Genomic DNA, 13,037 nt, shown 5'->3' with positions numbered 1-13,037 from the left:
CCTCCAGGCCGACCCCACTGTGCTGGGCGAGCAGCGTGGACAGCTCGGCGACACCGGCGTGGAACTTGTCCACGTCGGCGTACAGCTCGATGCGGTTGCAGGTGGCCAGCACCGCGGCCTCGGTGGCCGGCTCGGCGGCGACCGTGTCCTGGAGCAACTTCAGCTGCGCGTCCGCGCTCAGCGAGGCCCGCTCCAGGACGCTGACGGGAGCGCTGCGGTGGCTCAGTCCGACAACGAGGAGGCTCATGCCGGCATCACGGCGGGTACGTCCCCGTCGGGTCCCTTGTCGGCGGAGCCGGTGGAGTCGGCAGAGGGGCCGACGTGCGGCTGCTTGCGGGCGACGGCGGGCGGCGCGACGGCGTCGGCCGCGGCCTCCTCGCCCGCTTTGCGCTGCTCGTGGAAGGCGAGGATCTGGAGCTCGATGGAGAGGTCGACCTTGCGCACGTCGACGCCCTCGGGGACGTTGAGCACGGTCGGCGCGAAGTTCAGGATGGAGGTGACACCGGCGGCCACGAGCCGGTCGCAGACCTGCTGGGCGGCACCGGCGGGGGTCGCGATCACACCGATCGAGACACCGTCGTCCTGGATGATCTTCTCCAGCTCGTCGGTGTGCTGCACCGGGATGCCGGCAACGGGCTTTCCGGCCATTCCCGGATCGGCGTCGATGAGCGCGGCGACCCGGAAACCACGGGAGGCGAACCCGCCGTAGTTGGCGAGCGCGGCACCGAGGTTACCGATACCGACGATCACTACCGGCCAGTCCTGGGTGAGCCCCAGCTCGCGGGAGATCTGGTAGACGAGATACTCGACGTCGTAGCCGACGCCCCGGGTCCCGTAGGAGCCGAGGTAGGAGAAGTCCTTGCGCAGCTTCGCGGAGTTGACTCCCGCCGCGGCCGCCAACTCCTCGGACGAGACCGTGGGCACCGAGCGCTCGGAGAGCGCGGTGAGGGCGCGGAGATACAGCGGAAGCCTGGCGACGGTAGCCTCGGGAATCCCTCGGCTGCGGGTCGCCGGTCGGTGTGTTCGGCCAGTTGCCACGGTGCTCCTGCGGGTAGAGCGGGGCTGTAGGCGGTCATACGTCCCTACATGACCGCCCCGTCGAATGCAGGCTATGTCTTTGTGAACGCGTGCACAAAGATGGTGTCCGATTTGCCCGGCCAACGTGACCGGGCTCACGCACTCCCGTCGCATGAACCGGGAACCGGCGCACGCGCGCCCGCGATCCTCTCCCATCGGAGGCAAAGCCGCACACACTCCTCACGATCAACGCCCCCGAGACCAAGTCACCATCGATCCTAAGCGACCATCCGGACTACTTGGACTCGTCGGTCAGTGCCTTGCGCAGGCGTTCCTCGTTCACACGCCAGAAGGTGTGCTGCATGCCGTCGACCAGGACGACCGGGATCTGCTCCCAGTACTCGTCGTGGAGTTGGCGGTCCTCGGTGATGTCCCTCCCCTCCCAGGGGACACCGAGATCGGCACACACTTTCTCGACGACGAGCTGTGCGTCATCACACAGGTGACAGCCGGGTTTGCGGATGAGGGTGACGAGATGGTTCTCGGCGTACTCAGTGGGCTCAGTGGGCTCAGTGCGCTCAGTCGACTCAGTGGGCTCAGAGGACTGCGCGGGCTGCGGGGCCTCCGGGGTCGGCGAGGGCTTCCGGCGGAAGAGGGGACTCATGCCGGCCATTCTCGCGCGCACGACCGCGTGGGCCGACCCCTCGCCGGCGGGTCGGTGACGCCGTCGCGGCGGACCGCCTGCCGGGTCGGCACGCCGACGCGCCCGCGGGCCCGGTTTGTCGACGGGCTCTTCGGCGAGCCCCACGAAGAACCCCACGACGAGGCCCTCGCCAAGCCCTTGGCCGGGCCTTTCAACGACACGGTCACCCGGAGTTCACAGCCTCCGAACCTCTCGGCTCCGAAGCCTCCGAACAAACTGGCTATGCTCACGGGCATGGCCGCTCTTCGATGGCTCACTCCCCGTAGGCACTCCGCCACGGCGCGGAGTGTGTTGGCAGGCGAGGCGTCGGCGGAGGCAGCCCGCAAATCCGCCCAGTCCGCGGAGTTCACCGAGCTCGCCGAGGGCACTGCCCCCGACACGGGCTCGGAAGCGGAGTTCCCGGTCCACGGCGACGACAGGGCAGCCGCCTTCTTCGACCTCGACAACACCGTGATGCAGGGCGCCGCGATCTTCCACTTCGGCCGCGGCCTGTACAAGCGGAAGTTCTTCGAGACCCGGGACCTCGCCCGGTTCGCCTGGCAGCAGGCGTACTTCCGGCTGGCCGGGCTCGAGGACCCGGAGCACATGCAGGACGCCCGCGACTCCGCGCTGTCGATCGTCAAGGGACACCGCGTCTCCGAGCTGCGGTCGATCGGCGAGGAGATCTACGACGAGTACATGGCCGAGCGGATCTGGCCCGGCACCCGCGCCCTCGCCCAGGCCCACCTGGATGCCGGGCAGAAGGTATGGCTGGTCACGGCGGCCCCGGTGGAGATCGCCCAGGTGATCGCCCGCCGCCTGGGCCTGACCGGCGCCCTGGGCACGGTGGCCGAGTCGGTCGGCGGTGTCTACACGGGCAAGCTGGTCGGCGAACCGCTGCACGGCCCCGCGAAGGCAGAGGCGGTCCGGGCGCTGGCGACCGCGGAGAGCCTGGACCTGTCCCGCTGCGCGGCCTACAGCGACTCCCACAACGACATCCCGATGCTGTCGCTGGTCGGACACCCGTACGCGATCAACCCGGACTCCAAGCTGCGCAAGCACGCCCGGGAGCTGGAGTGGCGGCTGCGCGACTACCGCACGGGCCGCAAGGCGGCCAAGGTCGGCATCCCGGCGGCCGCGGGCGTCGGTGCCGTGGCCGGCGGCACCGCGGCCGCCATCGCGCTGCACCGCCGCCGCCGCTGATCGCCGGCCAGTGGCCACTGGCCGCAGGTCACAGACCACTGATCGCAGGCCACTGATCGCAGGCCACAGGTCACAGGTCACAGGTCGCTGGTCACAGGCCGCTTGGTCGCCGATCCATCCGCAGGCCACGCTTGGGCCCACCCTCCGGGCCGCGCGCCGTGGCTCCCTCCGGGCCGCGCGCCGATCCGCCCGTCGGCCCATCCATGCGACGTACCCCCGCGACGTCTCCCCCAGTCCCCTTTTTCCACATTGACCACAACACGCTCTGTAGCCACAAGGAACCCGAACCATTCCGGTCATCAACCGATCACTCTGCCGCATCTGATCGGGCGTCAATCGGGCACAGAAGCGACGTAATCGATGATTTGAGCAACTGGGCGTAGCAGCACCTGTACGAAGCGTTATTCTCCTCAGACGCATTCCGGCACCCACCTTCGCTACGACGGGTGAATGGTTCCGTACTGCACGTGATGGAAGCTCTGCCTCTGGGAGTCCCGTGTACCCACACGTCGGGGTTGACGCCTCGGGCCTGGCTACGCTGCGCGCAACGGTCAAATCAGCCCAAGACCTGCTGCGCGGCTTCGTCCCCACCGCGTACGCCTTGCCCGCCCTCGCCGCGGCCACCGCCCCCGTCGGCCCGTGCTACGCACTGGCCGACGGAAGCGCCGCCGTCGGCAGACGCGCGCGGTCGTCCTCGTCCGGGACCACCGCCGCAACCACCCACCGCCGCCCCGCCGCGGACAGCGACAGCGCCCGCATGATGGACCTGGTCGAGCGCGCCCAGGCCGGCGAGTCCGACGCCTTCGGGCGGCTCTACGACCAGTACAGCGACACCGTGTACCGCTACATCTACTACCGCGTCGGCGGCAAGGCGACCGCGGAGGACCTCACCAGCGAGACCTTCCTGCGGGCCCTGCGGCGCATCGGCACCTTCACCTGGCAGGGCCGCGACTTCGGCGCCTGGCTGGTGACCATCGCCCGCAACCTCGTCGCCGACCACTTCAAGTCCAGCCGCTTCCGGCTGGAGGTCACCACCGGCGAGATGCTCGACGCCAACGAGGTCGAGCGGTCCCCCGAGGACTCCGTCCTCGAGTCACTCTCCAACGCCGCCCTGCTGGACGCCGTACGACGACTCAACCCACAGCAGCAGGAGTGCGTGACCCTGCGCTTCCTGCAGGGCCTCTCGGTCGCCGAGACCGCCCGCGTCATGGGCAAGAACGAGGGCGCCATCAAGACGCTCCAGTACCGGGCCGTGCGCACCCTCGCCCGGCTGCTCCCGGACGACGCGCGCTGAGCTCCCGGCGCCCCGGAGGCGCCGCAACCCACGAGCACTCCCCGTGCCCCCCAAGACACCATCGGTGAAAGTCCGTTGTGCCCACGGTCCGATCATCCGCCGTCCGTAACCCAAGTGCCGCGCCGCTCGTTGTGCGGGATGCAGGCTCCCTGTGGTCACTCCCTGGCCGACTCCGATCACCCGATCGGGGGGTTTCGACCAGGGGGTGCAACCCTCAGGACCCCCTGGGGAGTCGACCGTCATGACGAGAGGAGGTGCCGCCAGTGATCGCGAACGTATCGGCACACCGGCGGGCGAACGCCTTCGCCCAGGCTCTGGAGGAGCAGTCCGATCCCGCGGCGGCGGCCGAGCAGTCCGGAGGACCGGCAGCCGCCGGGGCCACCGCGGAACCGACCGGGCAGGGTCGTCTGTTGACCCTCGCCACCGGCCTGGAGACGCTGCCCCGGCCCCAGCTGGATCCCGAGGTCAAGGTCGTCCAGCGGGCCCAGCTGGTGGCCGCGTTCGAGGCCATGCTGCAAGAGGGCACCGCGGGCGACGGGGCGACGGACACTTCGGTACCCGACCAGCGCCGGGCGCGCGGCACCCACCGGGCGGCCCCACTGAGCCGGTTCCGGCCACGTTCACGGCTGGCCAAGGGCCTCACCGCGGGCGGCCTGAGCGTGAGCGTGGCCGCCGGAGCCTTCGGCGGAGTGGCCGCCGCCAGTTCGGACGCCCTACCGGGCGACTCGCTCTACGGCCTGAAGCGCGGCATAGAGGACTTCCGCCTCGGCCTCGCCGACGGGGACGACGAGCGCGGCCGGGCCCATCTGGACCTGGCATCCACCAGGCTGAGCGAAGCGCGCAGGCTGATGGAACGCGGTCGCAGCGGCCCCCTCGACCACGAGTCCCTCGGCGAGGTCCGCCGCGCACTGTCGGGCATGGAGCACGACGCGTCCGAGGGCCACCGCCTGCTCAGCGCGGCCTACGCCCGGGACCCCGACTCGCTCGCTCCCATGCGGGCCCTCTCCGCCTTCTCCCGCTCCCACAAGGAGACCTGGGGAGCACTGCGCGAGCGACTGCCCGTGCAGCTCGGCGACGTCAGCGAACAGGTGTCGTCGGTCTTCGACGCCATAGAGGACGACGTGGCCCCGCTGCGGTCCATGCTGCCGCAGCCACCGGCCCGGGACGACGACAGCGGAGACGGCGGCCCACCGGACGGCTCCGGGTCGGCGACCACCGGCACCCCCGGCTCCGGCCACTCGTCCGCCCCCAGCACCAGCGACGGCGGTACCTCCGAACGCGGGCGCACCGACAGCGGCAGGCCCAGCGAGTCGACCGAATCCGACCAGGAGAAGGGCGGCCTGCTCGGCGGCGGCACCGGCGGCCTGCTCGATCCGCCGAAGGACGACACCGGCACCACCTCCCCGCCCACGGGCGACAACACCCCGCCCGTCGAACCGGACGTCACCCTCCCGCCGCTCCTCCCGGGCCTGCTTCCCGGCCTGGGCATCGAGGCGGACGACGCGGACTGAGCCGATGCGCGCCGGTGGGGTGCCCCCTTTGCACGAGGGGGCACCCCACCGCCGTACCGCCCGCATACCGGCCCACACGTCGGACGAACACCGACCGCCGGAAAACGCCGACCGTCAGAAGAACACCGACCGCCGCTGCACCAGCAGCTTGTAGAGCGTGTGCTGGATCTGCTCCCGCACCTGGTCGGTCAGGTTGAACATCAGCATCGGATCCTCCGCCGCCTCCGGCGAGTAGCCGTCCGTCGGGATCGGCTCGCCGAACTGGATCGTCCACTTCGTCGGCAACGGCACCGCTCCCAGCGGCCCCAGCCACGGAAAGGTCGGCGTCAGCGGGAAGTACGGGAAACCCAGCAGCCGCGCCACCGTCTTGGCGTTGCCGATCATCGGGTAGATCTCCTCCGCGCCGACGATCGAGCACGGAATGATCGGCGCCCCCTGCCGCAGCGCCGTGGACACGAAGCCGCCGCGCCCGAAGCGCTGAAGCTTGTAACGCTCGCTGAACGGCTTGCCTACGCCCTTGAAGCCCTCCGGCATCACCCCGACCAGCTCGCCCTGACCGAGCAGCCGTTCGGCGTCCTCCGCGCAGGCCAGCGTGTGGCCGAGCTTGCGGGCCAGCTCGTTGACCACCGGCAGCACGAACACCAGATCCGCCGCCAGCAGCCGCAGATGCCGGTCGGCCGGATGATGGTCGTGCACCGCCACCTGCATCATCAGCCCGTCCAGCGGCAGCGTCCCGGAGTGGTTGGCGACGATCAGCGCACCGCCCTCGGCCGGGATGTTCTCCACGCCCTTCACCTCGACCCGGAAGTACTTCTCGTACACCGGGCGCAGCATGGACATCAGCACCTGGTCGGTGAGCTCGGCGTCATAGCCGAAATCGTCGACCTCGTAGTCGCCGGTGAGGCGGCGGCGCAGGAAGGCCAGACCGCCCGCGACACGCCGCTCCAGGCCGCCGTCCTCCTCCTGCGACCGCGGCTCCGACTCCGGCTCCGGCTCCGTCGTCGGCGCCCGCACCGGCGACGACTCGGATTCCACGGGACCGTCGTCCCGCGCGGCCCCGCGCACGGGCAGGGGCCGCACCCCACGTACCGGCACGGACTCCACCGTGCCTCCCCGCCGGCTCCCCGCGCCACGGCGCCGCGCCGAGCGCTGCGCCGCGCTCCCACCACTCGCGCCGCTCCCACCATTCACGCCGCTCCCCCGCGACCGGTCGTCGTCGAACGGAATGACCTTGGCGTCCGCCATCGTTGATGCGCTCCTCAGTTGGCGCTCTGCGTCGGGAGGTGGCCACTGCCCCGCAAGGACAGCTCCGCGATCCGGTCGACGGCCCCCGCGAGCACCTCGGGCGGCAGCAGCCCGGCACCGCGGCCGCGCGCGAAGTCCGCGAACGCCTGGGCCGTCGTGTACTTCGGCCGGAAACCCAGGGTCTCGCGCATCTGCGTGGTGTCCACCACCCGCCCGTGGGTGAGCAGCCGGATCTGCTCGGGGGAGAAGTCCGTCATACCCAGCGTACGCACGACCGAGCCCGTCCAGGTGACCGCCGGCAGCAGCAACGGCACCGTGGGGCGGCCCAACCGGCGCGAGCACTGGGAGAGCAGCAGGACGCCGTCGCCGGCGATGTTGAAGGTGCCGCTGTTCAGCGTGCCCCGTCGCGGCTCGTGCGAGGAGATCCGCAGCACCTCGATCACGTCGTCCTCGTGTACGAACTGCAGCCGCGGGTCGTAGCCGAACACCGTCGGCAGCACCGGCAGGCCGAAGTACGAGGCGAGCGGCGTCTCCGACCCGGGCCCCAGGATGTTGGCGAACCGCAGAACGGTCACCGCGACGTCGGGCCGACGGCGCGCGAAGCCCCGCACGTACCCCTCGACCTCGACCGCGTCCTTGGCGAAGCCACCGCTCGGCAGCGACTTGGGCGCGGTCGTCTCGGTACAGACGGCCGGGTCGCGCGGCGCGGACCCGTAGACGTTCGTACTGGACTTCACCACGAGCCGCCGCACCGTCGGCGACTTCTGGCAGGCACCGAGCAACTGCATCGTGCCGATGACGTTGGCCTCCTTGACCGACGTCCGGCTGCCGCTGCCCAGCGGCGTACCGGAGACGTCCATGTGGACGACCGTGTCGGCGCCCGTCTCGGCGAGCACCCGCCCGATGGCCGACTGCCGGATGTCCGCCTGGACGAAGTCGGCACCGCCCAGATGGTGCTCCGGCGCGACGGCATCCACGCCGACGACCCGGTCGACGTCGGGGTCACGCTGGATACGCCGTACGAAACGGCCCCCCAGTTGACGGGCCACTCCGGTCACGAGCACGACCTTGCCCAAGATCAGCGCCTTCCTTCCGCCCTACTGCGTACCCTGCCGCGTTCCCCACCTGCGGGCCAACTTAGCCGGTCGGTGTTGCGCTGCGATGACCTCCGTATGCAGCAGGTGACGAGAATTCGCGGTCGTTCCGGCACACCCGCGTCCCCGACACGACTGTGGCCCCCCACCGGATGCGGTGGGGGGCCACAGGACACGCTGACGGCGCAGCGTCGCCTACTTCTTGTTGCGACGCTGAACGCGCGTGCGCTTCAGCAGCTTGCGGTGCTTCTTCTTGGCCATCCGCTTGCGCCGCTTCTTGATAACAGAGCCCACGACTACCCTCGCTCACTTCTCATCACTCGGTTGCTGGGCGCCATGGGCCCACACGACCTACGAGGGGCCAGCCTAACCCGCCCGAGCGCTGAGCTCGTAATCGAGGCCGTCAGGCCGTTTCCACCCCCACGTAGCTCTCGCGGAGGTACTCGTGAACCGCTTGCTCCGGGACGCGGAACGACCGTCCCACCCGGATCGCGGGCAGATGACCGCTGTGCACCAACCGGTACACGGTCATCTTGGACACGCGCATCACCGAGGCGACCTCCGCCACGGTTAGGAACTGAACCTCGTTCAGAGGCCTTTCGCCTGCTGCAGCCATGTCACACCTGAACCTTCCGCACTCGACGGGCACCGGCTTCCCCTTCCGGTGACTCTTCGTCGCTGCGTGCTCACTCCCCAATGTAGGGGCGGGTGATGCGAATGGGGAAGAGGTGCACCCATCGCTTCCCTACCGTGACAGACACGCCCGATTGAGTACGTAGCGGGTAAGCGGCCGGTAGTACTCGGAACGCACAGCGTCATCAAGCGGAACGACGACGGACACGCACCCCTCTGCCTCTCCGACGAAGAGCGCGGGATCGTCCGTATCGGCCGACCCGATGGCCTCGAACCCCAGCTGACCTGCTCCGCAGACCCAGCCGTGGTCCCCGATCACCAGCTCGGGAAGCGGCCCGCCGGCCTCTGCGGCGGCGGCCAGCGCGGTACGAACCGGGAGCGGCGAATGCGTGTGCGCGCCGGGCTCACCACCGGCGCGCCCGGCGCCGGGTTCCCGCACCAGGGCGACTCCGCGGACGTAGTCGAGGTTGTACGTGCGTAGACCGAACCGGGTCGTTATGTCGACACTGTGACCCTGCGCCGGGGTGATGACAGCACATCCCGCCGCCGACAGCGCCTCGGCCAAGGCGGCGTAGAAGCCGAGCAGTCGGTGCGGATGTCCAGTGCCGAGGAGCACCGGTCCGCCACGCTGAGCGACCGCGGCGAGCCGTCCGGCGAAGGCGTCCAGGGCGGCCAGCGTCCTCTCCGGGTCGATCACGTCCTGGCCAGAGGTGTCGTCCGGATCGGCCGAGACCCCGCACCTCCTGGCCATCAGCCCGAGCAGCTCCCGCTGCCCCCACTCCCCCTCCGGGTCGATCCCGATCAGCACCCGCGGATCCCGGGCGGCGAACAACCGGTAGCTCCGCAGACTCACCTCCCGAGATGTCGCCACGACCCCGGCGAGACGAACGTCCAGAAGATGATCCCGAAGAGCCCCAGAGGTCAGCACACTCCCGATGCTCCCGCGTCCCCCTCCCCGCGAGTCGAGGAACGCGAGAACTTACCCACGACCGGCGTAACGCCCCACGCGCTCTCCCCCGAGCTGCGGGCAGTCGTGCCTCCCCCAGGGCCTGAACGGCCTGGGAGGTACCCACAGGGGCGGCACGGGTGGGCGGTGGGGTCGCCTCCCGCTCGAGCGGGCCGAGAGCGGGGGAGGCACCCGCGGACGTCGGCCGCGCGACCCGTCCCGGCCCTCACCCACGCCCGGCACACACCCACGCCCGGCACACACCCACGCCGGGCATCAGGCCCCGGCACCGCGAGCCGCCAAAGGACTCGTCAAGCCGCCAAAGGCCCCGTCAAGCCAGAAGCCCCCGCAACGGAAACACCGCCCGCCGAGCCGCCACCACCGCCTGGTCCAACCGGTCCGCAGGGTCGTACCCCGCCTCCCACGAGGCCCACCTCACCGGCCACCGCCCGTCGGTCATCCGCATCGGACCGAGCTGCCGCGTCCGCGCGAACACCTCCTGCCGCCACCCCTCCGGAATCACCGTCTCCGGCTCCACCGGCCGTCCCGCCGCGATCCCCACCAGATGCGTCCACGACCGCGGTACCACATCCACCACGGCGTACCCGCCGCCTCCCAGCGCCACCCACCGCCCGTCGGCGTACTCGTGCGCCAGCTCGTGGCACGCCACCTGCACCGCCCGCTGCGCGTCCAGCGACACCGCCAGATGCGCGAGCGGGTCCTCGAAGTGCGTGTCCGCGCCGTGCTGCGTCACCAGCACCTGCGGCCGGAAGTCCGCGATCACCTCCGGCACGACCGCGTGGAACGCCCGCACCCACCCCGCGTCCCCGGTTCCCGCGGGCAACGCGACGTTCACCGCCGACCCCTCGGCACAGTCCGCCCCGGTCTCCTGCGGCCATCCGGTCTGCGGGAAGAGCGTCGCCGGATGCTCGTGCAGCGAGACCGTCAGAACCCGCGGGTCCTCCCAGAACGCCGCCTGCACCCCGTCCCCGTGATGCACGTCCACATCCACGTACGCGACCCGCTCGGCCCCCAGCTCCAACAGCCGCGCGATCGCCAGCGCCGCGTCGTTGTACACGCAGAACCCCGAAGCCGCGCCCGGCATCGCGTGGTGCAGCCCGCCCGAGAAGTTCACCGCGTGCAGCGCGTCCCCCCGCCACACCGCCTCCGCCGCCGCCACCGACTGCCCGGCGATCAGCGCTGACACCTCGTGCATCCCCGCGAAGGCCGGATCGTCGATCGTCCCCAGCCCGTACGATCCGTCCGCCGACCCCGGATTCACCGACGCCGCCTTCACCGCGTCGATGTAGTCCTCCCGGTGGACGAGCCCCAGCGTCGACTCCCCGGCCGCCCGGCCGGCGACGACGTCCACCTCTTTGTCGAGCCCCAGGGCACCGACCAGTCGTCGCGTCAGGGCGAGCCGGACCGGATCCATCGGATGCTCCGGGCCGAAGTCATAGCCCGTTACTGCCTCGTCCCACATCAGCTGTGCGCGGCCGCTCATGCCCGCCACCGTATCGGTCCGCCTCAACCTCGAACGACCTCGCGTACACGACCGTCACCAGCACCAACACCATCGGTACGAGCATGGCCCCGCGGTAGCTCCAGGCGTCGCCGAGTGCCCCCACCAACGGCGAACCGATCAGGAACCCCACGTAGTTGAAGACGTTGAGCCGCGCCACCGCGGCATCGGACGCCCCTGGACGGCCGTCCCTCTCGGCGGCGAGCCGCCCCGCCGCCGCGAACGTCTGCGGCACCAGCACACACAGCCCCAGCCCCACCAACGTGAATCCGAGCATCCCCGCCCAGGCTCCCGGCGCCCCCGCCACGACGGCGAACCCACCCGCCGCGACGACCGCGCCGCCCCGCACCACCGCCGCGGCCCCGAACCGCCGCACACCGAGGTCCCCGAAGGCCCGCCCCACCAGCGTGGTCACCATGTACACGTTGTACGGCACGGTGGCCAGTTGCTCCGAACCCCCCAGCACGTCCTGCAGGTACTTCGCGCTCCAGTTGGAGACGGTGGAGTCCCCGATGTACGCGAACGACATGACCAGGCACAGCGGCAACAACACCTTGAACCCGACGCCGCCGCTCATCCCCTTCCGAAGCTCCTCAGCCCCGCCCGCACCGGCACCACCGTCCCCGTCGACATACCACCGGCTCCCGACCAGGGCCGCCGGCAACAGCGCGACGACCACCGGCAGATAGGACACCCACAGGGCCAGGCCCCAGTGCGCGCCGGCCCACGCCAGCGAGGCCCCCAGGATGCCGCCCATGCTGTATGCCGCGTGGAATCCCAGCATGATGCTGCGCCCGTACGATCGCTGCAGGCTGACGCCGAGCATGTTCATCGACGCGTCCAGCGCACCCACGGCGAGCCCGAAGGCGGCGAGAGCGACGGCGAGCACGGCCACCCGGTGCCCCGCTCCGACGCCGAGCAGCGCCAGGAGCACCACGGGCTGGGACCAGCGCAGCAGCCGACTGGGCCGTACTCTCCGCACGAGACGCCCGGTCGCCACACTCCCGACGCCGGCCAGGATCGGGACCGCGGCCAGGAAGACGGGCAGCAGCGCGTCGGAGATCCCGTACCGGTCCTGGATGGCCGGGATGCGCGTCACCAGCAGAGCGAAGGCGACGCCTTGGGCGAAGAAACCGAACGCCAACGAGACCCTGCCGCGCCGCAGCACATCAGTCATGGCGGCGAGCGTAGGGCTCCAACCTACCCCTGGGTAGATTGGAGCCCGAAACTGAATTCCGCCCGGCTTCAGGGCATGTCGTGCACGAGCAGGTCTGCCAACTCGCCCATGTCATCGAAGAGCCGGGTGGCCCCGCCGAGCTTCGTGGCCGGCGTCATCGCGGTGAACCCGTACACGTCCATCCCGGCCGCGACAGCCGCCCGTACCCCGAGCGGGCTGTCCTCGATCACGACACAGCGGTCCGGCGCGACCCCCATCCGCCCGGCCGCGTGCAGGAAGAGATCCGGCGCCGGCTTTCCCCGCCCCACGTCCTGGGAACTGAAGATCCGCTCGTCGTCGAACCACCGGTCCAGCCCGGTCTTCCGGTGCCCCACCCGGATCCGCTCGTGGCTCCCGGACGAGGCCACGCAGTACGCCACCCCGTCCCCAGCGAGCTTCTCGAGCACACCGACCGCTCCGGGCACCGGCTTCAGGTCCTGTTCGAAGGCGGCGAACACCCGCCCGTGGAAGACGTCGTCGAAGTCCTCGGGCAACCGCCGCCCCGTCCGCTCGAGGACGAGGTCGTGGACCCGGTGCATCGCGGCACCCATGTAGTCGCGGAGGGAGTCGTCGTACGACGTCGGGTGCCCCAGCTCGGTCAGGTAGCCGGCCAGAAGCCGGTTGGAGATCGGCTCGCTGTCGACGAGGACGCCGTCGTTGTCGAAGATAACCAG

General features: G+C 70.7%; 13 protein-coding genes and 1 pseudogene. 3 read left to right on the top strand and 11 right to left on the bottom strand.

Going from position 1 to position 13,037, the window contains the following annotated elements; all coding sequences use genetic code 11:
* From ABEA26_RS31995 to ABEA26_RS36460, 3 genes and pseudogenes are all read right to left on the bottom strand, one after another.
* Window positions 1-247 (bottom strand): annotated as a pseudogene (locus ABEA26_RS31995) (glutamyl-tRNA reductase); the annotation flags it as partial.
* On the bottom strand, window positions 244-1,038 hold the full coding sequence (locus ABEA26_RS31990) for a redox-sensing transcriptional repressor Rex (RefSeq protein WP_345597061.1): 795 nt from the start codon (window positions 1,036-1,038) through the stop codon (window positions 244-246). The gene ABEA26_RS31990 and the pseudogene ABEA26_RS31995, both read right to left, overlap by 4 nt.
* 274 nt (window positions 1,039-1,312) lie before the next feature.
* Window positions 1,313-1,681, bottom strand: a complete 369-nt coding sequence (locus ABEA26_RS36460) for a glutaredoxin family protein (protein WP_425587931.1) — start codon at window positions 1,679-1,681, stop codon at window positions 1,313-1,315.
* A gap of 273 nt (window positions 1,682-1,954) precedes the next feature.
* Here ABEA26_RS36460 and ABEA26_RS31980 point away from each other — a divergent pair, with 273 nt between their 5' ends.
* The 3 genes from ABEA26_RS31980 (at window position 1,955) to ABEA26_RS31970 (ending at window position 5,707) form a co-directional block, all read left to right on the top strand.
* The gene (locus ABEA26_RS31980) at window positions 1,955-2,902 is read left to right on the top strand and encodes an HAD family hydrolase (RefSeq protein ID WP_345597059.1); all 948 of its coding nucleotides are present in this window, start codon (window positions 1,955-1,957) and stop codon (window positions 2,900-2,902) included.
* Window positions 2,903-3,398: 496 nt separating this feature from the next.
* On the top strand, window positions 3,399-4,196 hold the full coding sequence (locus tag ABEA26_RS31975; protein ID WP_345597058.1) for an ECF subfamily RNA polymerase sigma factor, BldN family: 798 nt from the start codon (window positions 3,399-3,401) through the stop codon (window positions 4,194-4,196).
* 263 nt (window positions 4,197-4,459) lie between these two features.
* Window positions 4,460-5,707: a DUF5667 domain-containing protein gene (locus tag ABEA26_RS31970; RefSeq protein ID WP_345597056.1), complete on the top strand. Its 1,248-nt coding sequence runs from the start codon at window positions 4,460-4,462 to the stop codon at window positions 5,705-5,707.
* Window positions 5,708-5,821: 114 nt separating this feature from the next.
* Here the strand turns inward: ABEA26_RS31970 and ABEA26_RS31965 are convergent, their stop codons facing one another.
* The 8 genes from ABEA26_RS31965 to ABEA26_RS31930 form a co-directional block, all read right to left on the bottom strand.
* Window positions 5,822-6,952, bottom strand: a complete 1,131-nt coding sequence (locus tag ABEA26_RS31965) for a lysophospholipid acyltransferase family protein (protein ID WP_345597055.1) — start codon at window positions 6,950-6,952, stop codon at window positions 5,822-5,824.
* Between the two features lie 14 nt (window positions 6,953-6,966).
* Entirely contained in the window at window positions 6,967-8,028 is a 1,062-nt protein-coding gene (locus ABEA26_RS31960) for an NAD-dependent epimerase/dehydratase family protein (protein ID WP_345597054.1), read from the bottom strand.
* 213 nt (window positions 8,029-8,241) lie between these two features.
* Window positions 8,242-8,340 (bottom strand): 30S ribosomal protein bS22, encoded by a 99-nt coding sequence (locus ABEA26_RS31955; RefSeq protein ID WP_003948845.1) that lies wholly within the window; start codon window positions 8,338-8,340, stop codon window positions 8,242-8,244.
* 109 nt (window positions 8,341-8,449) lie between these two features.
* On the bottom strand, window positions 8,450-8,662 hold the full coding sequence (locus ABEA26_RS31950) for a helix-turn-helix domain-containing protein (protein ID WP_004984898.1): 213 nt from the start codon (window positions 8,660-8,662) through the stop codon (window positions 8,450-8,452).
* A gap of 129 nt (window positions 8,663-8,791) precedes the next feature.
* Window positions 8,792-9,607 (bottom strand): phosphatase, encoded by an 816-nt coding sequence (locus tag ABEA26_RS31945; protein WP_345597052.1) that lies wholly within the window; start codon window positions 9,605-9,607, stop codon window positions 8,792-8,794.
* A gap of 349 nt (window positions 9,608-9,956) precedes the next feature.
* The gene (locus tag ABEA26_RS31940) at window positions 9,957-11,129 is read right to left on the bottom strand and encodes an acetoin utilization protein AcuC (RefSeq protein WP_345597050.1); all 1,173 of its coding nucleotides are present in this window, start codon (window positions 11,127-11,129) and stop codon (window positions 9,957-9,959) included.
* Window positions 11,080-12,363, bottom strand: a complete 1,284-nt coding sequence (locus ABEA26_RS31935) for an MFS transporter (protein ID WP_345597062.1) — start codon at window positions 12,361-12,363, stop codon at window positions 11,080-11,082. Before ABEA26_RS31935 ends, ABEA26_RS31940 begins: the two co-directional genes overlap by 50 nt.
* Before the next feature lie 29 nt (window positions 12,364-12,392).
* On the bottom strand, window positions 12,393-13,037 hold a 645-nt coding region (locus ABEA26_RS31930; RefSeq protein ID WP_345597049.1), incomplete at its 5' end, for an HAD family hydrolase.

The sequence above is a fragment of the Streptomyces marokkonensis genome, assembly GCF_039539045.1.
Taxonomy (GTDB): domain Bacteria; phylum Actinomycetota; class Actinomycetes; order Streptomycetales; family Streptomycetaceae; genus Streptomyces; species Streptomyces marokkonensis.
The sequence above is the reverse complement of the archived record's forward strand: the minus strand, read 5'-3'. Positions and strand labels throughout refer to the sequence as shown.